The 21,741-nt window shown below is 71.9% G+C and carries 20 protein-coding genes; 9 read left to right on the forward strand and 11 right to left on the reverse strand.

Going from position 1 to position 21,741, the window contains the following annotated elements:
• Positions 1 to 56: 56 nt before the first annotated feature.
• Entirely contained in the window at positions 57 to 2,078 is a 2,022-nt protein-coding gene (locus tag IM697_RS26780) for a beta-galactosidase (protein ID WP_194038664.1), read from the reverse strand.
• 184 nt (positions 2,079 to 2,262) lie between these two features.
• On the opposite strand from IM697_RS26780, the gene IM697_RS26785 reads away from it, so the two are divergent.
• The 6 genes from IM697_RS26785 (at position 2,263) to IM697_RS26810 (ending at position 7,394) form a co-directional block, all read left to right on the forward strand.
• The gene (locus tag IM697_RS26785) at positions 2,263 to 3,591 is read left to right on the forward strand and encodes an ABC transporter substrate-binding protein (protein WP_194038665.1); all 1,329 of its coding nucleotides are present in this window, start codon (positions 2,263 to 2,265) and stop codon (positions 3,589 to 3,591) included.
• Complete coding sequence (locus tag IM697_RS26790; RefSeq protein ID WP_194038666.1) at positions 3,588 to 4,511, forward strand: carbohydrate ABC transporter permease; 924 nt, start codon at positions 3,588 to 3,590, stop codon at positions 4,509 to 4,511. The genes IM697_RS26785 and IM697_RS26790 overlap by 4 nt, the downstream gene beginning before the upstream one ends.
• A complete protein-coding gene (locus IM697_RS26795) occupies positions 4,508 to 5,416 on the forward strand; it encodes a carbohydrate ABC transporter permease (protein ID WP_194038667.1) in 909 nt (302 codons plus the stop codon). The genes IM697_RS26790 and IM697_RS26795 overlap by 4 nt, the downstream gene beginning before the upstream one ends.
• On the forward strand, positions 5,413 to 6,444 hold the full coding sequence (locus IM697_RS26800; RefSeq protein ID WP_194038668.1) for a LacI family DNA-binding transcriptional regulator: 1,032 nt from the start codon (positions 5,413 to 5,415) through the stop codon (positions 6,442 to 6,444). The genes IM697_RS26795 and IM697_RS26800 overlap by 4 nt, the downstream gene beginning before the upstream one ends.
• Positions 6,445 to 6,565: 121 nt before the next feature.
• Positions 6,566 to 6,916, forward strand: coding sequence for a VOC family protein (locus IM697_RS26805; RefSeq protein WP_194038669.1), 351 nt, complete (start codon positions 6,566 to 6,568; stop codon positions 6,914 to 6,916).
• Positions 6,917 to 7,004: 88 nt separating this feature from the next.
• Positions 7,005 to 7,394: a MarR family winged helix-turn-helix transcriptional regulator gene (locus tag IM697_RS26810; RefSeq protein WP_194038670.1), complete on the forward strand. Its 390-nt coding sequence runs from the start codon at positions 7,005 to 7,007 to the stop codon at positions 7,392 to 7,394.
• A gap of 13 nt (positions 7,395 to 7,407) precedes the next feature.
• On the opposite strand, the gene IM697_RS44995 is transcribed toward IM697_RS26810, so the two are convergent.
• The 5 genes from IM697_RS44995 to IM697_RS26830 form a co-directional block, all read right to left on the reverse strand.
• Positions 7,408 to 7,695 (reverse strand): MBL fold metallo-hydrolase, encoded by a 288-nt coding sequence (locus tag IM697_RS44995; RefSeq protein WP_228044180.1) that lies wholly within the window; start codon positions 7,693 to 7,695, stop codon positions 7,408 to 7,410.
• Positions 7,692 to 8,258 carry an MBL fold metallo-hydrolase gene (locus IM697_RS26815; RefSeq protein WP_228044181.1) on the reverse strand — a complete coding sequence of 189 codons (567 nt, stop codon included), beginning with the start codon at positions 8,256 to 8,258 and terminating at the stop codon, positions 7,692 to 7,694. The genes IM697_RS44995 and IM697_RS26815 overlap by 4 nt, the downstream gene beginning before the upstream one ends.
• Positions 8,259 to 8,510: 252 nt before the next feature.
• Positions 8,511 to 8,912, reverse strand: coding sequence for an SseB family protein (locus IM697_RS26820; protein ID WP_194038671.1), 402 nt, complete (start codon positions 8,910 to 8,912; stop codon positions 8,511 to 8,513).
• Between the two features lie 148 nt (positions 8,913 to 9,060).
• On the reverse strand, positions 9,061 to 10,302 hold the full coding sequence (locus IM697_RS26825) for an acyl-CoA dehydrogenase family protein (protein ID WP_194038672.1): 1,242 nt from the start codon (positions 10,300 to 10,302) through the stop codon (positions 9,061 to 9,063).
• Between the two features lie 141 nt (positions 10,303 to 10,443).
• Entirely contained in the window at positions 10,444 to 11,175 is a 732-nt protein-coding gene (locus tag IM697_RS26830) for a Type 1 glutamine amidotransferase-like domain-containing protein (protein WP_194038673.1), read from the reverse strand.
• Between the two features lie 160 nt (positions 11,176 to 11,335).
• On the opposite strand from IM697_RS26830, the gene IM697_RS26835 reads away from it, so the two are divergent.
• A complete protein-coding gene (locus IM697_RS26835; protein ID WP_194038674.1) occupies positions 11,336 to 12,664 on the forward strand; it encodes a phosphoribosyltransferase family protein in 1,329 nt (442 codons plus the stop codon).
• 132 nt (positions 12,665 to 12,796) lie between these two features.
• Complete coding sequence (locus IM697_RS26840) at positions 12,797 to 13,723, forward strand: peptidoglycan-binding domain-containing protein (protein ID WP_194038675.1); 927 nt, start codon at positions 12,797 to 12,799, stop codon at positions 13,721 to 13,723.
• A gap of 20 nt (positions 13,724 to 13,743) precedes the next feature.
• Here the strand turns inward: IM697_RS26840 and IM697_RS26845 are convergent, their stop codons facing one another.
• Positions 13,744 to 14,439 (reverse strand): type 1 glutamine amidotransferase domain-containing protein, encoded by a 696-nt coding sequence (locus IM697_RS26845; protein ID WP_194038676.1) that lies wholly within the window; start codon positions 14,437 to 14,439, stop codon positions 13,744 to 13,746.
• A gap of 77 nt (positions 14,440 to 14,516) precedes the next feature.
• Here IM697_RS26845 and IM697_RS26850 point away from each other — a divergent pair, with 77 nt between their 5' ends.
• The gene (locus tag IM697_RS26850) at positions 14,517 to 15,464 is read left to right on the forward strand and encodes a LysR family transcriptional regulator (protein WP_228044182.1); all 948 of its coding nucleotides are present in this window, start codon (positions 14,517 to 14,519) and stop codon (positions 15,462 to 15,464) included.
• A gap of 26 nt (positions 15,465 to 15,490) precedes the next feature.
• On the opposite strand, the gene IM697_RS26855 is transcribed toward IM697_RS26850, so the two are convergent.
• The 4 genes from IM697_RS26855 to IM697_RS26870 form a co-directional block, all read right to left on the reverse strand.
• Positions 15,491 to 15,967, reverse strand: coding sequence for a (2Fe-2S)-binding protein (locus tag IM697_RS26855; RefSeq protein WP_194038678.1), 477 nt, complete (start codon positions 15,965 to 15,967; stop codon positions 15,491 to 15,493).
• Positions 15,968 to 15,975: 8 nt separating this feature from the next.
• A complete protein-coding gene (locus tag IM697_RS26860) occupies positions 15,976 to 18,339 on the reverse strand; it encodes a molybdopterin cofactor-binding domain-containing protein (protein WP_194038679.1) in 2,364 nt (787 codons plus the stop codon).
• 252 nt (positions 18,340 to 18,591) lie between these two features.
• Positions 18,592 to 20,556: a collagenase gene (locus IM697_RS26865; protein WP_194038680.1), complete on the reverse strand. Its 1,965-nt coding sequence runs from the start codon at positions 20,554 to 20,556 to the stop codon at positions 18,592 to 18,594.
• Between the two features lie 137 nt (positions 20,557 to 20,693).
• Positions 20,694 to 21,650 (reverse strand): LysR family transcriptional regulator, encoded by a 957-nt coding sequence (locus IM697_RS26870; RefSeq protein WP_194038681.1) that lies wholly within the window; start codon positions 21,648 to 21,650, stop codon positions 20,694 to 20,696.
• Positions 21,651 to 21,741: the final 91 nt, after the last annotated feature.

A 21,741-nucleotide genomic window follows, 5' to 3' on the forward strand; every position in this document is an offset into this window, starting at 1 on the left:
GGGGGGCGGCCCCTCCGCCCGCGGCTCGCGGCACGCGCGGGCGGAGGGGAGTCGGCTCAGCCGTCGAGTCGCACGACCCGGACGGCTCCGGCGGGGACCTCGAGGCGGCCCGCGGCGCGTTCACCGGTCAACAGCTCGGTGCCGGGCGCCTCCAGCGGCACCTTGGCGTCGGAGTCGGTGTGGTTGATCGCGAACAGGAAGCTGCCCGACTCACCGGCGCGGCGCACCACCTCGACATCGCGGGGAAGGTCGGCACGCGGTGCGACCTGGGCGTCCTCGATCGCCCAGCCGAGCAGCGCGTCGAGGCCCTCGACGCCCAGGCGGGTGGAGACGTACCAGGCGGTGCCCTCGCCGAGGCGGTGCCGGGTGACGGCCGGGTGGCCGGCGGTCAGTCCGTCGGCGTAGGTCCAGACGGTCTCGGCACCGCGCGGGACGACGAACTCCGTCCACACGTCGCCGCTCAGCTCGGAGCCGTCGGGGCCGGTGATGCGCACCAGCTGGTCCTGGAGCAGCGGGGAGAACTCCTCGATCGTCAGGCCGAGGACGTCTCGCAGCGGCCCGGGGTAGGCGCCCTCGTGCACGGCGTCGTGCTCGTCGACGATGCCGGAGAAGTACGACACGACGAGGGTGCCGCCGTTCTCGACGTACCGGCGCAGATTACGGCCGGCCGCCTCCGTCATCAGGTACAGGGCCGGCACGACGACAAGGGGATGGGCCGACAAGTCGGCTTCCGGGTGGGCGAAGTCGACCGTGAGGTGGCGGTCGTAGAGCACCTCGTAGAAGGCGTCGGCGCGCTCGCGCGGGTCGTGGTCCTCGCTGGGGCGCCAGTCGAGGTTCTGCGCCCACCAGGAGTTCCAGTCCCACAGCATCGCCACGTCGGCCCGGGTGCGGGTGCCGCGCAGAGGGCTCAACGAGTCGAGGGCGGCGCCGAGTTCGACCACCTCGCGCCATACACGCGTGTCCGTGCCGCCGTGCGGGACCATCGCCGAGTGGAACTTCTCGGCGCCGCGCCGGGACTGGCGCCACTGGAAGAACATGGCGCCCTCGGAGCCGCGCGCGACATGGCCGAGGGAGTTGCGGGCCATCTGGCCGGGGGCCTTGGCGGGGTTGCGGGGCTGCCAGTTGACGCCCGAGGTGGAGTGCTCCAGGAGGATCCAGGGCGCTCCCCCGGCCACCGAGCGGGTGAGGTCGGCGGCCATGGCGAGGTTGACGTGGGTGCGGCGGCCGTCGGTGATCAGGTAGTGGTCGTTGGTGACGATGTCGACCTCACGGCCCCAGGCCCAGTAGTCGACGGAGTCGCACTGGCTGAGGGCCGTCATGAAGTTGGTGGTGACCGGGACACCGGGCGAGAGGCGGTGCAGGATGTCCCGCTCCATACGGAAGTTCTCGCGCATCGTGGCGTCGGCGAACCGCTTGTAGTCCAGTGCCTGGGCCGGGTTGACCGACGTCGGGGTCGTGCGCGGCGGGTTGATCTCCTCCAAGTTCGCGTAACGCTGGCCCCAGAAGGCGGTGCCCCAGGCCTCGTTGACCGCGTCGACGGTCTCGTGAGTCGCCGCCAGCCAGCGGCGGAAGTGGGCGGCGCAGGAGTCGCAGTAGCAGGCCGAGACGGGGACGCCGTACTCGTTGTGCACGTGCCACATCGCGAGGGCCGGGTGGTCACCGTAGCGTTCGGCGAGCTTGGTGGTGATGGTGGCGGCCGCCGCCCGGTAGTCGGCGTTGCTGTGGCAGATCGCGGCGCGGGAGCCGAACTCGTGGCGCACGCCGTCCGCCGTGACGGGCAGGGCCTCGGGGTGGGCCCGGTAGAACCACACCGGCGGGCACACGGTGGGGGTGCCCAGGTCGACGCGGATGCCGTGCTCGTGCAGCAGGTCGAGGACGCGGTCGAGCCACCCGAAGTCGTACACCCCGGGTGAGGGTTCCAGCAGGGCCCAGGAGAAGATCCCGACACTCACCATCGTGACGCCGGCCTCGCGCATCAGCCGGACGTCCTCCCGCCAGACGTCTTCCGGCCACTGCTCGGGGTTGTAGTCCCCACCGAAGGCGAGCCCGGTCAGGCCCCTGGGGGTGGTCTCCGGCATGGATCTCTCCCGTTTGAGTCGATCATTTGGGAACGTGCACACACTCGATCGGCGGTGCGAGCCCAACATAACCGCACAGCAACAACCATTGACAAGTGTCCGGGATGTTTCTCTACTGTGAACGCTCACAGAAGCATGGCAGGTCTTCGCAACGGGCGGAGACCCCAGGTCAGGGGAGAGATCCATGCCCATCACGAAGCGCCGGCGGCCCTTTGTCAGAAGTGTTGCTGTGTCCGTCGCCGTCGCCCTCGGCGCCACCGCCCTCGCCGCGTGCGGCTCCGAGGACGACAGCGAGACCGAGTCCGGCCCCGTCTCGCTGACGTACTGGACCTGGACGCCCGGCATGGACAAGGTCGTCGACCTGTGGAACAAGGGCCAGGGCAAGAAGGACCGGATCACGGTCACGGTGAAGAAGCAGGCGTCCGGCGACACGCTGGTCACCAAGATCCTCACCGCGCACAAGGCCGGCAAGGCCCCGGACCTGGTGCAGGCCGAGTACCAGGCGCTGCCGACACTGGTCAGCAATGACGCGGTCGCGGACATAGCGAGCGAAGTCGGCGACGCCAAGGGCAAGTTCGCCGACGGCGTCTGGCAGCAGACCACGCTGGGCACGGACGCGGTGTACGCGGTCCCCCAGGACATCGGGCCGATGATGTTCTACTACCGCGAGGACCTGTTCGAGAAGTACGGCCTGTCGGTCCCGGCCACCTGGGAGGAGTTCGCCGAGACGGCCCGGGCGCTGAAGAAGAAGGCCCCGGACACGGACCTGACCACGTTCTCCGCCAATGACTCCGGCCTCTTCGCGGGCCTCGCCCAGCAGGCCGGCGCCAAGTGGTGGACGACCTCCGGCGAGAAGTGGAAGGTCGGCATCGACGACGCCGCCTCCCAGAAGGTCGCGGGGTTCTGGGGCGACCTCGTCAAGGAGGGCGCCATCGACAACCAGCCCATGTACACGCCGGCCTGGAACAAGGCGCTGAACACCGGCAAGCAGATCGCCTGGGTCAGCGCGGTGTGGGCCCCGGGCACGCTGACCACGGCCGCGCCCGACACCAAGGGCAAGTGGGCCATGGCCCCGCTCCCCCAGTGGTCCGAGTCGCAGAACGTCACCGGCAGCTGGGGCGGCTCCTCCACCGCCGTCACCACCGACTCGGGGCACAAGGCGGCCGCCGCGAAGTTCGCCGCCTGGCTGAACACCGACGACGCCGCCCTCCAGGCGCTGGCCAAGGAGAGCGGCATCTACCCGGCCGCCACGAACGCCCAGACCAGCGGCGCCTTCGCCACCCCGCCGGACTACTTCTCGAACCAGTCGGACTTCTACACCAAGGCCGCCGAGATCGCGAAGACCACCGCCCCGTCCGCCTGGGGCCCCAACGTGAACGTCGCCTACACGACCTTCAAGGACGCCTTCGGCAAGGCCGCCAAGGACAAGTCGGACTTCGCCGCCGCGCTGAAGACCATGCAGGACGACACGGTCGCCGACCTCGAGAAGCAGGGCTTCGAGGTCGCCGAGTGACCACCGCAAGCCGGAAGGCGTACGGGGTGAAGGGGGCCCCGTACGCCTTCCTCCTCCCCGCAGCCGTCCTCTTCCTCCTCTTCTTCGCCCTGCCCATCGGCTACGCGATCTGGCTCAGCTTCCGCAAGGTGAAGGTCTCCGGGCTCGGCCTCGGTTCCGGCGCTCGTAAGGAGGTCTGGGCCGGCCTGGAGAACTACACGGACGCCCTCACCGACAGTGAGCTGGTCAACGGCGCGCTGCGCGTCCTCGGCTACGGCTGCATCGTGGTGCCGGTGATGCTGGGCCTGGCCCTGCTGTTCGCGCTGATGCTGGACTCCGACAAGGTGCGCCTCGCGCCCTTCACCCGGCTCGCGATCTTCCTGCCGTACGCCATCCCGGGCGTGGTGGCCGCGCTGCTGTGGGGCTTTCTGTACCTGCCGGACGTCAGCCCGTTCTACTTCGTGCTGGAGAAGCTGGGCCTTCCGCAGCCGGACCTGCTGGACGGCGGTCCGCTGTATCTCGCCCTCTCCAACATCGCGGTGTGGGGCGGCACCGGCTTCAACATGATCGTCATCTACACCTCACTCCAGGCCATTCCGGCCGAGGTGTACGAGGCGGCGAAGCTGGACGGCGCCACCCCGCTGCAGATCGCGCTGCGGATCAAGATCCCGATGGTGGCGCCCTCGCTGGTGCTGACCTTCTTCTTCTCGATCATCGCCACGCTCCAGGTGTTCAACGAGCCGACCACCCTGAAGCCGCTCACCAACTCCGTGTCCACGACCTGGAGTCCGCTGATGAAGGTGTACCAGGACGCCTTCGGCAAGGGCGACATCCACGCGGCGGCCGCCCAGGCGACGATCATCGCCGTGGCCACGCTGCTGCTGTCCTTCGGATTCCTGCGGGTCGCCAACCGTCGTAACAAGCAGGAGGCAGCCCGATGAGCTCCCTCGCCGTCGGCAAGGCCGACACGGCCGCGGGTGTCACGCCCGGCGCCGCCCGGAGCCGACCGCCGCTGCGCCGCCGGATCGCGCTGGTGCCGACCGCCGCTCTGCTGCTCGGCGCGCTCTACTGCCTGCTGCCCGTGGCGTGGGTGGTGATCGCGGCGACGAAGTCCGGCAGCGAGCTGTTCGCCACGTTCACCTTCCTGCCGGGCACCGGCTTCGCGGACAACGTCTCGGACCTGAACGCCTACCGCGACGGCGTGTACTGGCAGTGGATGGGCAACTCCGCTCTGTACGCCGGTCTCGGCGCCCTGCTGTCGACGCTCGTCTCGGCGTTCAGCGGCTATGCGCTGGCCGTCTACCGCTTCCCGGGCCGCGAGGCGATCTTCAACACGCTGCTCGCGGGCGTGCTGATGCCGCCGGTCATCCTCGCCGTCCCGCAGTACCTGCTGCTGGCGAAGGCCGACCTGACGGACGCGTACCTGGGTGTGCTGCTGCCGCAGATCCTCTCGCCGTACGGCGTCTACCTCTCGCGGATCTACGCGAGCGCGGCCGTCCCCGCCGACGTCGTCGAGGCCGGGCGGATGGACGGGGCGGGCGAGTGGCGGATCTTCACCAGGGTGGCGCTGCCGATGATGGTGCCCGGCATGGTCACCGTGTTCCTGTTCCAGTTCGTGGCGATCTGGAACAACTTCCTGCTGCCGTACATCATGCTCAGCGACGACGAGAAGTTCCCGATCACGCTGGGTCTGTTCACGCTCCTCGAACAGGGTGCCAACACTCCGGCGCTGTACACGCTGGTGATCACCGGCGCGTTCCTCGCGGTCATCCCGCTGGTCGCGCTCTTCCTGGTCATCCAGCGGTTCTGGAGCCTGGATCTGCTCTCCGGGGCCGTAAAGTCATGACCATGAGCAACACGGGGGGCCGACGCAGGCCGCCGACGATCCACGACGTGGCGCGCGTGGCCGGAGTCTCACGGGGCACCGTCTCGCGCGTGCTCAACGGCGGGCACTACGTCAGCCCGGCCGCCCAGGAGGCGGTCAACGCGGCGATCCGCAAGACCGGTTACGTCGTCAACCGGCATGCCCGCTCGCTGATCACGGGGCGTTCGGACTCGGTCGGCTTCCTGCTGACCGAGCCGCAGGAGAGGTTCTTCGAGGACCCCAACTTCAACGTCCTGCTGAGCGGTTGCACGCAGGCGCTCGCCGCGCACGACATCCCGCTGCTGCTGATGCTGGCGGGCACGAAGGACGAACGGCGACGCATAACGCGGTACATCACCGCCGGTCATGTCGACGGGGTGCTGCTGGTCTCCAGCCACTCCGGTGACCGGGTCGCCGAGGAGCTGCGCGAGGCCGGTGTGCCCCTCGTGCAGTGCGGCAAGCCCATGGGGCCCGGCTCCAAGGTGAGCTATGTGGCGGCGGACGACCGCGACGGCGCCCGTGACATGGTGCGCCACCTGCTGTCGCTGGGCCGCCGCCGGATCGGCGTGGTCAGCGGCCCGCTGGACACGCCGGGCGGTGTCGACCGTCTCGCCGGGTACAAGGAGGTGCTCACGGAGGCGGGCGTCGAGATCGACGAGCGGCTCATCGTCTCCGGCGACTACAGCCGGGCCAGCGGCGAGGAGGGCGCCGAGCGGCTGCTGGCGCAGGCCCCGGACCTGGACGCCGTGTTCGTGGCCTCCGACCTGATGGCACAGGGCGCCCTGGCGGCGCTGCGCCGGGCGGGCCGCCGGGTGCCCGAGGACGTCGCCGTGGGCGGCTTCGACGACTCGGCCGCGGCGACCGAGGCCAAGCCCGCCCTCACCACGATCCACCAGCCCTACGACCGCATCAGCGCCGAGATGGTGCGGCTGCTGCTCGCGCAGATCGGCGGGGAGGACCCGGCGGCGGTGATCCTGCCGACGGAGCTGGTGAAGCGCGATTCGACGTGACGGCGTGCGGGGAGCGAGCGGGCCGCGACCGGTCAGGAATCGAGAAGCCGCCCGCCGCTCCCCGTCCTAGCGTGAAACCACCGACGAGAACCGTCGGCGCAGATCACGTCAGGAGGACGTCATGACCGCCGGAGTCAGCACGATCATCTACCCCGTCAAGGACCTCGACCGGGCGAAGGCCCTGTTCGGCGCCCTGCTGCGGACGGAGCCGTATGCGGACGAGCCGTACTACGTCGGCTACAAGGACGCCGGACAGGACGTCGGCCTGGACCCCAACGGGCACGCCAAGGGCATGACCGGCCCGGTGCCCTACTGGCACGTGGCCGACATCCGGGCGACCCACGCGGCCCTGCTGGAGGCGGGCGCCGAGCCGCTGCAGGACGTGCACGACGTCGGTGGCGGCAGGCTGATCGCCTCCGTGAAGGACGCCGACGGCAATCTCGTCGGGCTGCTCCAGGACCCGACCGGCTGAGCCCCGGACCGGCTCGCCGTACCCCGTCTCTTGCGCGCGCACTAGTTGCACGGGCAACAAATGGCCGAATCGGTGTTACCGTGCGGATATGGCAGCGAAAACGGCCGACGCGGGGCTCGAGGAACGGTGGCGGGACATCCTGTCGGTGCACGCGCGCACCATGTGTGAGATCGACCGGGTCCTGCATCCGCACGGCCTGGGCGCGAGCGACTTCGAGGTGCTCGACATCCTCGTGTCGGCGACGCCCGAGGAGGGCGGGCAGTGCCGGGTGCAGAACCTCGCCGGCCGGGTGCATCTCAGCCAGAGCGCGCTGTCGCGGCTGATCGGCCGGCTGGAGAAGGACGGCCTGCTGGAGCGTTCCGTGTGCGCGGAGGACCGGCGCGGCGTGTTCGTCACCCTCACCCGCAAGGGGCGTGACCTGCACGCCGAGGTCCTGCCGTTGCAGCGCGAGGCGCTGGCCCGGATGCTCGGCGGCTGACGGCCGACGGCGGTCAGAGCCCGAGCTCCACGCCGTCGGGCAGCACTTCGACACCCGCCCGCGCCACCTGTGCCCGGGCCGCCGAGCCCGGGTCGAGCAGGGGGTTGGTGTCGGCGAGGTGGGTGTAGATCCGGCGGGCGTGCGGGTGCCGGGCCAGGGCGGTCAGGGTGCCGGCCGGCCCCGAGACGGGCAGGTGGCGCCCGGCCCGCGCCGGCTCGTCACCCGCGAAGTGGGTGCCGTCCAGGACGACGCAGTCCGCCGTGGCGATCAGGTCGTCCAGCAGCGGGGACCAGGTGCTCACGCGAGGTGCGTACACCAGGACCCGCCCGGTGGCCAGGCCTCGATGCGGTACACGCTCACCCAGCGCCGATCCGAGCTCCGGGCCGGCACATACGCCGGGGCCCTCCCGGCGACCGGATGCGCCGTGACGACCAGGCCGCCGGCCAGCACGAACCCGCCCTCCGCCAGACTGTCCGCCCACTCCCACGGGGCCTGCCGGTCGAGTGCCGCCCGCGCCGGGCCCAGGGCGGCGAGCACCGGTGGAGCGGCGTAGGTCTTCAGCCCCGCGGCATCGCGCAGCACGGCCAGGCCCGCCACATGGTCGGCCTCGGCGTCGGTCAGCAGCACGCCCCGTACCGGGGTGTGACGGGGGCCGGGCCACAGGGCGGCCACGGCGGTGAGCTGGGTGCGCAGGTCCGGCGAGGTGTTCAGCAGCCACCAGTCGCGGGAGTTGCCGGTGACGGCGGCGCACTCCGGGCCGCGGGCGGGCAGCTTGCCGTCACGGGCGGCGTCGCACCGCACACAGGCGCAGTTCCAGCGTGGGAAGCCGCCTCCGGCGGCGGTGCCGAGCAGGACGACCCTCAAGACGGCCCCCCACCCCTTCGCGTCGGTCCTCCCGGTGGGATCTTCCCTTTCCATACGGCCGAACCACCCTGTGACAGGGAGCAGTTCCGGCCGACCTTCTCCCCGGTGTCCATGAGGCTCGGTGTCCACGAGGCCCGGTGTCCGCGAGGCCGCGTGGCCTCCTTCCCTGAAGGCACGAAAGGGATGAGCGGCATCCCATGCGGCCGCTCATCCCCTTCGTGGCGTGTGGTCGCCCGGGTCGCTCCTCGGGCGCTACGGTCGCGCCAGCAGGGTCCGTACCCCCTCCGAGGTCAGGGTCAGGGGGTGTTCGGAGCCGGCGTCTATGGTGAGGGCCAGGTCCTCGGCCGGCCACTGGGAGGCGAGTGCGCCCAGCGGGACCAGGCGGTAGCGGGAGATGTAGGGCAGCAACTCGGCCATCGCGGGCTCGGAGGTGAACACCGGGACGACCGGCTCACCGCCCGGCCGCTCGATGACCGGCAGCGCCACGGCACCGGGGTCGGTGGCGTCCGCCTCGCCCACGTCGTCGGGCACGGGGACGAGGACATCGCTGCTCGCGAGCGTGTCCAGCGCCGCGCTGTCCTCGGTGTTGTCGGCCAGCGCGTCCAGCGCCCGCCGGGCCGGTGTGGCGGTGTAGTCGTTCGCGGGTGTGTCCATGGCAGTTCCCCTGTCAGCGGCGGTAGTGCGGTCCGTCCGAGGCGTGATCGCGGGGTGGCCAGGCCCCGGCGCGGCCCTGCTCGCGTACCCGATCCGGACTGGAGCATTCCTATGGCTGTCCACAGGTCGGGCATCCGTTGTCCGCAGGTCAAGGGATCAGCGGAATGTGGTCGGACGGGAGGCCGAGGCGGTCGCAGCCGACCCGGCGGGCGAGGGGCTCGGCCATGCTGGGGCCCACATGCGTCCAGTACGTCGCCGCGTCCCGGAAGTAGCGCTGCATGCGCTCGCCGTCGCGGGCGTGCCGTGAGCCGACCGTGCGGAAGAGGGTGCCCTGCAGAACGTCCCAGGTCATCCGACCGGCGTTCAGGAACATCAGCGCGAGGCGGTTGTCGTCGGCGATCGTGAAGGGCTCACCGCCGGTGGCGTTGCGGTGGCAGGTCTCCATCCATTCCTCGGCGGTGCGTCGCAGCGCGGCCTCGGCCATGTGGATCACGCCGAGGGCCTCGCCCAGATGCCGCTGGTAGTCGTGGAGGTCGGCGCGGGTGCGGTCGGGTTCGAGGACGAGGGGGCGGGCGGAGATCGCGCGGGCGTACTCGTCCGCGGCGGCGTAGGCGGTGCCGATCATGATGGCGGCCAGTTCGCCGTGGAAGAAGCTCGGTGCCCGGCCGGCGTACAGGGGGTTGCCGTGCAGTTCGGAGCCGACGCTGCCGCCCTCGACGGGCAGGTCGAGCAGGCTCGCCTCGCGGGTGAGGTACGCGGGGATGCGGGCCTGTTCCATGTGGATGCTGTTGGAGCCGGTGCCGCGCAGCCCGAGGACGCCGTGCCAGTCGTCGAGCACGGTCCACACCGAGCGCGGGGCGACGAACAGCACCGGCGGTCCCGGCGGGGCGCCGGGCCGGTCCGGGGCGCGCAGGGTCTGACCGACGTAGTGCGTGGAGTAGGGGGCGCCCGAGGAGTACGGCCAGGTGCCGTCGAGGACGACATGGCCGTCGCCGTCGGGCTGGGCGACGCCGATGGGCGCGACCGTGGACGCGGCCCGGAAGTCGCCGTCGGCGCCGAAGATCTCGTCCTGTGCCCTCTCCTCGAAGACCGACGCGACCTGTAGGACGTGGGCGGCGGTGAGCGACAGGGCCCAGCCGGTGGAGGGGCAGCCGCGGGCGATCTCGGTGACCACGCGGTAGAACGTGGGCAGGCCGAACTCGTAGCCGCCGTACCGGCGCGGCTGGAGCATGCGGTAGAAACCGGCCCGCAGGAAGTCGTCGTGGGTGTCCTTGGGGTAGTGCGTCAGCCGTTCCGTCTCCGGCTGGCGTTCGAGCAGCACGGGCCGCAGCCGCACGGCCCGTTCGACGATGTCGCGTTCGGTCAGTCCGGGCTCGGGAGCGTCGATCACGATGCCTCCTGGCGTGTGGGGCCGTCCGTCGCGTGGCGTGTCGCATGACGCGGTACGAGTGATTGAACACGGCAACCGGCCACGGGTACCGACCGGATATCGCCAAGTGCCGGGTGCCGGGGCCGCGGGGGCGGCGTCGGCTCAGGGACCTGCTTCGGGTGCGGGGGCGAGGAGGCGGCACGGCAGGGCCCGCTCGCGCACACCCCCGTCGCCCTCCACCCGGTACACCTGTGCCCCCGGAACCCGCGTCACCGTCTCCGTCAGGCGCCCGTCGGTGAACAGGGCTCCGGTCCCGTCGTCCAGGGCCCACCCGGCGGGCAGTGCTCCGCTCCGTACCGCCGACCGGTACGACGGGCGGCGTCCCGGTTCGCTGTCGTAGTGCGGGCAGACCGACCCGGCCAGCAGTCCCAGGCCGTCCGGCAGGGACGTCAGCGGTCCGAAGGAGTCGGTGTGCGAGGCCTCGGCCCAGCAGTTGGCGCCGGCGCTGATGCCGCACAGCAGCGTTCCGCGGTCGTAAGCCTCGCGCAGGATCCGGTCGACGCCGTGTACCCGCCACACGGCGAGCAGGTTCGCGGTGTTGCCGCCGCCCACATAGACGACGTCCTGGGCGAGCAGGAACGCGCGCAGCGCCTCGTCGTCGAGGTCCCGCTGGAACAGCGGCAGGACGGAGGGCGTGCAGGAGGGGCGGGTGCGGAAGGCGGCCCGGAACCTCTCGACGTACGTGGGGGCGTCGCCGCTCGCGGTGGGCAGGAAGCAGATCCTGGGACGCGGAGTGCGGGCGTGCGACAGGAGCCAGTCGTCGAGCAGGCCGTCCTCCTCGGTGGAGAAGCCTCCGCCGAGGAGGGCCAGGCGGGGTGGGGGAACGTGGGTCACCGGTGCGCCTCCTTCGCGGGCGGGTGTCGGGGAACCATGCCGGGACCGGGGCCGCGTTCGCAATCAGGTTTGGCCCCGGGGCGTCTCGGTGGCGGGCGAACAGTCGTAGCCTGAGATGGAAGGGACAGGCTCCCGCCCTGATGGGCGCGGGAGGCGATGTATGCGTTACGACGACCGCAGGGCGGCCGGGCGGCTGCTGGCCGAGGGGCTGGACGGGCTGCGCGGTCAGGACGTGGTGGTGCTGGGCCTGCCGCGCGGCGGGATGCCGGTCGCGGCGGAGGTGGCCCGGCATCTGGGTGCCCCGCTGGACGTGCTGGTGGTGCGCAAGCTGGGCGTGCCCTGGCAGCCGGAGTGGGCCTTCGGGGCGATCGGCGAGCACGGGGTCCGGGTCCTCAACCGGGACGTGGTCGGCGACGCCGGGCTGGACGCCGCCGAGCAGGAGGCCGTGGAGGCAGCCGAGCGGGCCGAGCTGGACCGGCGGGTGCGCGACTACCGGCAGGGGCGGCCCGCGCTGCCGGTCGCCGGGCGTACGGCCGTCGTGGTGGACGACGGACTCGCCACCGGCGCCACGGCCGAGGCGGCCTGCCGGGTCGTACGGGGGCAGGGAGCGGCCCGGGTCGTGCTGGCCGTGCCCGTCGGGCCGGTGCACGGCGTCGAACGGCTGCGGAGGGTCGCCGACAACGTCGTGTGTCCCCGGCCCCAGCAGGTCCTGGGTTCGGTGGGCGCCTGGTACCGGGACTTCACCCAGATCGAGGACGCCGAGGTCACGGCGCTGCTCGCCGACGCCGCCCGCCCCACGCCCCGCTCCGCCGCCGGGCCCGCGCCGCCGCCGAACCGCGAGGTGCTGCTCCCGGCCGCCGGGGCCCGACTCGGCGCCCGTCTGGTCGTGCCGGACGGCGCGCGGGCGGTCGTGGCCTTCGCGCACGGCAGCGGCAGCGGCCGGCACAGCCCGCGCAACCGGTACGTCGCCACCGCCCTCAACCGCGCGGGCCTGGCCACCCTGCTGCTGGACCTGCTCACCGACGACGAGGCGCACGACCGGCACAACGTCTTCGACATCCTGCTGCTGGCCCGGCGCCTGCACTCCGCGGCCGTGTGGCTGCGGCGGGAGACCAGCCTGCCCGTCGCCTACTTCGGGGCGAGCACCGGAGCCGCCGCCGCGCTGGAGGCGGCCGCGCTGTCCGGCTCCGGGATCATCTCGGTCGTCTGCCGGGGCGGCCGCCCCGATCTCGCCACTCCGGCGGCGCTGACCCATGTACGGGCCCCGACGCTGCTCATCGTCGGCAGCCGTGACACACAGGTGCTCAGCCTCAACCGCCTCGCCGCCGACCGGATGCACTGCGAGCACCGGATGGCCGTCGTCCCGGGCGCCACCCATCTCTTCGAGGAACCCGGCACCTTGACCACGGTCGCCGAACTGGCCCGTGACTGGTTCACCGCCCACCTGGGCCGACCCACCACCAGGACGCCGCCGCTCCGCTCGGCCTGAGGTCCCTGATCCGGGCCGTGCGGCTGGTTTCGGACAGCCGGAAGCGCTGGTTCCGTCAACCTGCGGAGCCGAGGAGATTGAGTGTTGAACTTATGCCTAAACTCTGGATCCTTCATGGAGAGGGATCCCCACGTGAGCGAACCGAACGGCCCCGTCTGCCCGGAGTGCGGCACGCCCCGGGCGTCCGACGGAACCCCCGACTGCTCCTGCGCCGCCCGCGCCTCCGAGGCCCGTCGCGACGCGCGCGCCGCCGAACGGGCGGCGGCGGAGGACTTCGATCCGGTACGGATCCGGCCGTTCGTCGCACTCGATGACGAGCCCGGGGCGGACCAGGATGCGGATGGGGGCCGAGTTCCCCAGGAATCAGGGGACTTGGCGGACACGGACGCCATATCCGCCGTCCCGCCCTCCGCACAGTCGGCGCCCGACGAGGCGCCCCTGCCCGACGCGGACGCCGACGTCATCCCCCGGCACCGGCGCCGCGCCCTTCTGATCACCGGGGCGGGCGTCGCCTCGGCCCTCCTGCTGACGGGCGCCTACCTGGGAGGGCTGTTCACCTACGACAGCCCTTCGCGGGACGGGGCGGCCTCCGGCGACGTACGGGCACCCGTCCCGGACACTTCGAGCGCGGACGGCACCGCCCCCGAGGGGCAGTCCTCCGGCACGGCCTCCGCGTCACCGTCCCCGTCCGGGGCCGGGACCCCCTCATCCAGCACGACTCCCGACGACAGCTCTCCCACGCCGAGCACCTCCGCCACCACTCCCACCGCGCCGCCGTCCAGCGCGGGCGCCACTACCAGCGCCGCCCCCGAGCCGAGCGACGCGGAGGGAGAGCCCCCGGTACTGCGCCGCGGCGACCGGGGGCCGGAAGTCACCGAACTCCAACTCCGCCTGCGTCAGATCGGCCTCTACTCCGAGGACGCCGACGGCGAGTACGACCGCCGGGTCGAGAGCGCGGTCGGCACCTATCAGCTCACCCGCGTCATCCTCAACGATGAATCGGGCGTCTACGGCAGGGCGACCCGCACCTCGCTGGAGTCCGAAACCTCGGAGCCGTGACGGCGCGGCCTTCTCGTCGTTCAGCCCAGCTTCTTCAGCAGCTCGACGGCGAGCGGGGCGGAGGAGGCGGGGTTCTGGCCGGTGACCAGGTTGCGGTCGACGACGACGTTCGGCACCCACGGCTCGCCCACCTGGACCTGCACGCCGGCCTCGGTCAGCCGGTCCTGGAGCAGCCACTTGGCCTTCTCCGCGAGGCCGCCCAGGGTCTCCTCGGTGTTGGTGAACGCGGCCACCCGGTAACCGGCGAAGCTGTTGGCGCCATCGGCCCCGGTGGCGGCGAGCAGCGCGGCCGGGCCGTGGCAGACGACGCCCAGCGGCTTGCCGGAGTTCAGGGCCAGGGTCAGCAGCCTGCCGGAGCCGGCGTCGACCGCGAGGTCCTCCATCGGACCGTGGCCACCGGGGTAGAACACGGCGGCGTAGTCGTCGAGGTCCACGTCCTCCAGCCGGACCGGCTCGCGCAGCTCCGTCATCGCGTCGAGCACGGCGGCGATCCGGTCGGCGTTCTCCTGACCGCCGTTGGCCCCGGCCGCGAGGCTGCCCTGGTCGACGGGCGGCACGACACCGCCGGGCGTGGCCACGACGACCTCGTGACCGGCGGCCTTGAACGCCTCGTACGGGGCGGCGGCCTCCTCGGCCCAGAAGCCGGTGGGGTGCTTGCTGCCATCGGCCAGCGTCCAGTGGTCGGCGCCGGTCATCACAAAAAGGATCTTCGACATGCCCCCACGGTACGCATGCCCTCCCATTGGAATCCAATAGGCTCGCGCATATGAGACATAGGGATTCCGATGACGGGATGGAGGGGGCCCGTGCGGAGGAGAACCGGCTCGGCGGATCGGCTCCGGTGGACCTGAATCTGCTGCGCACGTTCCTCGCGGTGTACCGCACCGGTTCCTTCACCGCCGCCGCCCGGGTGCTGGGACTGTCGCAGCCGACGGTCACCACGCAGATCCGCACGCTGGAGCGGCAGCTCGGCCGGGAGCTCTTCCAGCGGCTGGCGCGCGGCGTCGCCCCCGCACCCTACGCGGACGAGCTCGCCGCCCGGGTCGTCGAGCCACTGGACGCGCTCGCCACCGTCACGGGGCCGGGCGGTTCCCCCGACGTCCACCCCGCGGAGCCGGTGCATCTCGCGGGCCCCGCCGAGCTGCTGACCCATCGCGTCATGCCCGCCCTCGCACCGCTGGTCGACCGGGGCGTACGGCTGCGCATCACTCCCGGCCTCACCGAGCCGCTCCTGGAGGAGCTGCGGGCGGGCCGCTACGACCTGGTGCTGTCGACCTACCGGCCGCGCGGTCGCGCCCTGGCCTCGGTGCCGCTGGCGGACGAGGAGTTCGTGCTGGTCACGGCCCCGGCCTGGGCGGAGCGCATCGGCGGTCCGGCGCGGATCGCGGCCGCCGGTCCCGCCGCGCTGCACGGCGTGCCGCTGGTCGCCTATGCCGAGGACGTGCCGATCGTGCGCCGCTACTGGCGTCATGTCTTCGGCCGGCGGCTGGTGCGCCACCCGGCGGTGACCATGCCCGATCTGAGCGCGGTCAAGGCCGCGGTGGCGGGCGGCACGGGGTTCAGCGTGCTCCCCCGCTACCTGTGCGCGGCCGAACTGGCCTCGGGTGCGCTGGTCCCGCTGCACGACCCGGACGATCCGCCCATCAACACCGCCTTCCTCGTCCAGCGCCCGGGCTCCTCCGGCAACCCCCATGTCGCCCTGGTCCGCGACCACCTGCTGGAGATCGCCCGCGACTGGTGAACAGCCGGCGCGGCCGCGGGGCGCGTTCAGTACTTCTGCGCGCCCGCCACGATCGCCTCCCGGATGCGGTGGTACGTCCCGCAGCGGCAGACGTTGCGGATCTCGTCGAGGTCGGCCTCGCCGATCTCGCGGCCCTCTTCACGGGCCTGGCGGACCTTGGCGACGGCGGTCATGATCTGGCCGGGCTGGCAGTAGCCGCACTGGGCGACGTCGTACTCCAGCCAGGCCTCCTGCATCGGGTGCAGTTCCCGGCCGACCGTGGCGGGCAGGCCCTCGATGGTGGTGACCTCGTCGGTGGGGCGCAGGTCCCTCACGGGGACCGAACAGGGGTTGAACGCCTTGCCGTTGATGTGGCTCGTGCAGGCCTGGCAGACGCCGAGCCCGCAGCCGTACTTCGGTCCGGTGACGCCGAGGACGTCCCGCAGCACCCACAGCAGCCGTACGTCGTCCTCGATGTCCACGGTCACGGACTCGCCGTTCAGGATGAAGGTGTGTTCGGGCACGGTGGCTCCTAGAAGGCGCGGCTCAGGCCGTCGACGGGGGACGCGGGGACGGACGGGGTGGTGGGCAGCGGCTCGAAGCCGAGCGGTTCGCCGTGGTTGAGGGGGAACGTCGTCGGCATGGTGCCGGTGGCGCGTCCGTAGGCGCAGGCCACCGCGGCCATCGCGCCCGCGACCGCGAGCTCACCGGCACCGCCCGGGGTTTCGGTGGTCGGCGGCATCACGACGATCTCCAGTCGCGGCGGGGTGTTCCACTGGCGGGTGTAGAAGTAGTTGTCCCAGCTGCCTTCCAGGAAATGCCCGTCGGCGAGGTGCAGCCCGGAACTCAGGGTGATCGCGATGCCGTCCATGATGCCGCCCATCATCTGGGCCTGGAGGCCACGGGGGTTCACCGCCAGGCCCACGTCCACGGCACAGACGACCTTGGTCACGCGCGGGCCCGTGTAGGCGTCGGGGATCTCGCGTCCGGTGGTCTGCGGGCGGCAGTCGATCTCCGCGAGGACCGCCACGTACGCGTGGTACTCGGGGTGCAGCGCGATGCCCTGTGCCGTCCCGGCCGGCATGGCGCGCCCCCACTCCCCCACTTCGGCGACCTTGTCGAGGACGGCCCGCGCCCGCTCGTCCTTGAGGAGGGCGCGGCGGAACCGGTAGGGGTCCTCGCCCATGCGCCCGGCCAGCTCGTCCACCACCAGTTCCTGGGCGCAGCGCACGTTGGGCGAGTAGATGTTGCGCATGGAGCCGGTGTTGAAGCCCTTGTCGGTCTCGCTGAGGAGCTGGGTGACGACGCCGAGGTGGTACGGGGTCTGCTGGGTGAGCGTGAAGACGGTCTCGGAGAAGGTGAGGTCGCCGACCGGCAGGCGGCTCGCCTCGGCCGTGATGATCTCGCCGACGCCGTGGCCGAAGTCGGTGGCCACGGAGGTGTGGCGCTGGTCGTAGGTGAGCACCTGGCCGAGCGCGTAGGTGGCGCGCACCCGTGAGGTGGACATGGGGTGGGTGCGGCCCTGCCGGAAGTCGTCGGTGCGGTGCCACATCAGCCTGACCGGCTTGCCCATGGCCCGCGAGACCTCGGCGGCCTCGCCGGCGGCGTCGTGGAAGAGCCTGCGGCCGAAGGAGCCGCCTCCTTCCGTCACATGGACCTTGACCGCGCTCACCGGGAGGCCGAGCTTGAGTGCGATCTCCTCCTGGGCGACGATCGGCGCCTTGAGGCTCGCCCAGATCTCGGCCGAGTCCTCGCGTACGTCGGCGATGGCGCAGTTGGGCTCCAGGGCGCTGTTGCTGGCGAAGTGGAAGGTGAAGCGGGCGTCGACCGACTTGGCCAGCAGGCCGAGGGCGGGCAGCGGGAGTTCGGCCGCGCGGAGTTCGGCACGGATCGTGTCGTCGGAGGCGTCCTCGGCGGTTCCGGGCCCCCAGGTGACCTGGAGCGCGCGTACCGCGTCGATGCACTGCCCGAAGGTACGGCCGCGCACCGCGACGCCGGTGGAGACACTCACGACGTCGGTGATGCCGGGCATGGCCCGCACCGCGTCCAGGTTCCGCACCGAGCGGACGGTGCCGTTGATCGTCGGCGGGCGGCACAGCATGGTCGGCAGCGCGTCCGGCATGTGCACGTCCATGGCGAACTTCTTGCGTCCCGTGACCGCCTCCAGCGCGTCGATGCGTCGCCGTGCGGTGCCGATCACCTTGAAGTCGGCGGGCTCCTTCAGGGTCACGGCGACCTGGCCGGTGGCCACCGAGGCGGCCTTCTCGGCGAGTTCGCCGTAGGTGAGGCTCGACCCGGTGACGGTCGAGGTGATGACACCGGCCTTGGCGCTCAGGGTGCCGACGGCCTCGCCCAGTTCGAGCGCGGCGGCCTTCAGCAGACGGCCCCTGGCCACGGCGGCGGCGACACGGATCGGGGTGTAGGTGGAGATGGTGGTGTTCGAGCCGCCGGTGAGCTGGTTGAACAGCAGCTCGGGCCGGGCGTCGGCGAGGGTGACGTGGATCCTGTCCAGCGGCAGGTCCAGTTCCTCGGCGATCAGCATGGCGCTGGAGGTGGTGATGCCCTGGCCGACCTCGGCTCGCGGCAGGGCGAAGGAGGCGGTGCCGTCGGTGTCGAGTCGGATGGTGATCAGGTTCGCAGTCGGCAGCGCGGCGTGGGTGAGCAGGTCGTTGAGGTCGTAGATCTCGGCCGGTCCGGGCACCGAGGGGACCGCCGCGGCCGCCTCGGTGGGCGCGAGGGCCGTCTCACCGAGCGGTGCGGCGACGGTCAGCGTGGAGGCGGCGACCACATAGCCCAGGAAGCGGCGCCGGCTGACGCCGTCGGGGTCGGCGGCGGATCCGGCGGTCGGCTCCTGCGGGCGGCCGTCGGTCCGCTCCGTGCGGTGGTGAGCTCCCATCGACTGACCTCCCGGCGAAACGTGGCGTGCGGCCGTGCTCGGCGGCTCCTGACTGTGCACAGCCCGCGCGCGTTGCGGAAGATCCTCGCGGCGCTTCGACACGCAACGCCCACAACCCGCCTCACCTGTGAAGCTCCGGCCCGCCCGGGGACCTCTGCCCTGGGCCGGCTCGGCGCCCGCCTGGCCCACGCTCGGCTGGGCGGGCGCGGGCCAGGACGAGCGCTCACGGTGGATCCGCGCTCGTGGAGCCGATCAACGTGCGGATGTCCGGGACGGCCCTCGGCCGACGGCCGGCGTCGCCGCACACGCGCCGGCGGCGCACGCCGTCAGCCACTCGTCGAAATCGGCGTCGTAACGGGTGCCGATGTCGTTGGCGTAGACGGCGTAGCCGCCCGCGTAGTCGCCGACGCGGAAGCGAGCGAGCATGCGGTGGATGTCGGCCGGGTGCTTCTCGAACATGTAGCGCACGGCGAGATAGCCCCATGCGTAGATGCGGGTCACGTCGCCGTTGGTGTACGTGTTCTGGAACAGGGTGCTCAGCCGGTAGGTGTGCCTGCCCGCCTCCGTGACGGCCCGGTCGTAGGTGATGCGGCGGTAGCCGTAGGAGACGTACTCGGCCACGCCCTCGATCCACCAGACGTCCGGCACCGAGGTCTGCTGGGCGAAGTCGCCCTTCATGTCGAAGCGGGCGTCGAGGTAGTGCGTGTACTCGTGGTTGAGGTTCCAGATCCGGGCGGCGTGCCCGTCGTCCCTGCTCTTCTGGTACATCGCCGCGAACGGCCGGTTGGCGGGATCCTCCGGGTCTCCGATCACGGTCATGCCGCCGTTGTCGGTGCTGATGCCGAAGATCGCTCCGGCGTACGTCCGGTAGTCCTCGCGGCTCGCGAAGACGACGAGGTCGAGGGTCGACAGGTACTGGCCCGGGATGGGGCCGTCGTCCCTGACGAGGTCATGGACGTAGCTGTCCTGGCCCAGCACGCTGGCGCACGCCGCACCGAGGTCGGCCGGGGTGAGGGACTGGGCGCGGATGGTGCGGGTGGCGTCGCAGGCGTGGGTGACCGGCAGGGCGGCCCGGGTCAGTTGGCCGGCCAGGTCGCAGACGCCGTAGTAGGCGCAGTTGGCACGGTCGTAGTGGTCGGCCTGCGTCGCCACGGCCACCCACAGCCCGGCCGTGCGGCCGGTGATCCGGGTGCTGTCCAGCAGGTGCTTGGCCTTGGGCCGCACGGTGGCGCGCAGCGCCGGGTGCTCGACATAACGGGCCAGGTTCATCCCGGCGTTGGAGGTGAGGTAGGCGCGGTCGGTGCCCAGCAGGCCGAGGTGGTCGAGCGCGAAGGCGTGCAGGGTGCCCACGACGGAGGGGTCGGCGGTGACCGCCCTCACGTACTGCGGGTTCCAGTTGCCGCGCCAGAGCGGGGTGTAGACGGCGTTGACGGCCGCGAGCATGCTGAGGACGGCGTCGTAGGAGCTGTCGTAGCCCTTGAGTATCCGCTGGTAGACCCGGAGATAGCGAGCCTGCTGGTCGGCGCTGTCGGTGAGGATGACGACCTCGCCGAGAACGTCGCCGTTGGCGGCCGTGACGTCTCCGGAGTGCGGGCGGGCGAAGAAGGTGTCCAGGCCGCGGACGGTGTGTGCGGCCAGGACCTTGCCGTACGGGCCCACGTCGTCCGGGTTGTTGAACTGCACGTAGTAGCCGGCCCGCAGGAACAGGACGAGTTGCCACACGCCGGCGGAGTTGTCGCCGTCGTAGGTGGCCGCCGTGCGGGTGAACGCCTGGGCGATCGTGACCATCTGGGACTCGCGGAAGACGGCGTGCGCGTCCGCGCCGGTGACCCCGAACAGGGTGTTGACGCAGCCGGTGGTCGAGGCCTTGACGAACGCGACGAGTGCGGCGCCGGTCCTGCCTGCGAAGTCACCGGGAGTGCAGGAGGCCGCCTGGAGGCCGGGCTCCGTGGCGGGGCGGGGCGGCACGCGCGTCGGTGTCAGGGGCGGGAGGTGGGCCGGGGTGAGCGGCCGGTCCTGTACGGCGCGGCGGGCGGCGGTGTCGCGGGTCGGGCCGGTCGGTGGTGGGGACGCCGTCCTCGCGCCGGGCGTGACCGCGGCGGGGTGGGCGCCGGTCGGGGGTGCCGCGAGTGCCGGGGTCGCCAGCAGGGCGGAGAGGGTGACGCAGGCGGCGATGGCGGATGTCATGCGTCTGGGCAGCGCGAAGCTGTAGCGCATCTGGATTCCTCCAGGGATGGATGCGCCTCCGAGTGGGGGTGCCGAGGCGTGTGAGGCACTGTCTCAACGCCCGGCCCCGTCAACAATGGTGTGTGACATAGCACCTTGCGCGGATGGGCCATAACGTCCCGCGCCGGCTACGCCTTCGACACACTCCACGTGCGTGCCGCCCAGGCCCTCAAGTGCGGGGACCGAGAGGCGAGTTGGCGATAGGCGGCGGTGGCGCACTGGAGCAGCGCGTCGGCCGTCTGCCCGCTCACCGTGTCATGCCGCCAGGCCAGCACGTAGCGGCACCACAGCGGCGTACCGGTCAGGGGTTTGACGACGACCTGCGGGATGGGCCGTGTCGTCGCCTGGACGACGGCCACGCCGAGCCCGTCGGCGATCATCCCCTGCAACTGCTGCCGGTCGCCCAGGAACTCGTGCACCGTCGACGGTGTGAAGCCGGCCGCCGCGCAGGCGGTGTAGAAGACGCCCGGCCATCCGGCCCCGTCGTCCGGCGTGAGGAACCACGCCTCCTCGGCCAGCTCCGCGAGGGAGATCTGAGGGCGGCGGGCGAGCGGGTGGCGGGACGGCAGGGCCACGAAGTTCGGCTCGGTGACGATCCCGCGATGGCCGATCCCGTCCGGGTGCTCCAGCTCCCTTCCGGGGTAGTCCGCGGCGATCGCGGCGTCCAGCGCACCGTCCTCCAGGAGCTCGACGATGCGCGAGGAGGCGTACACGCTGCTCACGGAGAGCGACACGTCCGGGAACCGGGCACGGACCCCCGAGACCATGCCCGCCAGCATCGGCGAGTTCGTCGCCGCCACCCGCAGGGTCCGTCGCGCCGCCGAGCCGGCGGCCGGACGGCGGCCGATCGCGGCGGCACGGGCCAGGACGTCACGGGCCTGGTCGACCACCTCGACGCCGTACGGCGTCGGCCGCACCCCAGTCGGCCCGCGTTCGAACAGCGGCTCACCGAAGTGCCCCTCGATGCGCTGGAGTTGGGTGCTCACGGCGGGCTGCGAGTATCCGAGGTCCGACGCGGCCCGGCCCACGCTCCCCGCGTCGGCGATCGCACACAGCACCCGCAGATGCCGCAGCTCAAGTTCCACCCGCAACACTCCTCTTCCTGCATTTCGCATTAATCATCACAAACTCCGGCATCTCGCCCCGCGCGGACCCCCCTGTGACCGCTCGTCGCAC

This window comes from Streptomyces ferrugineus (genome assembly GCF_015160855.1).
Classification (GTDB): Bacteria; Actinomycetota; Actinomycetes; order Streptomycetales; family Streptomycetaceae; genus Streptomyces; species Streptomyces ferrugineus.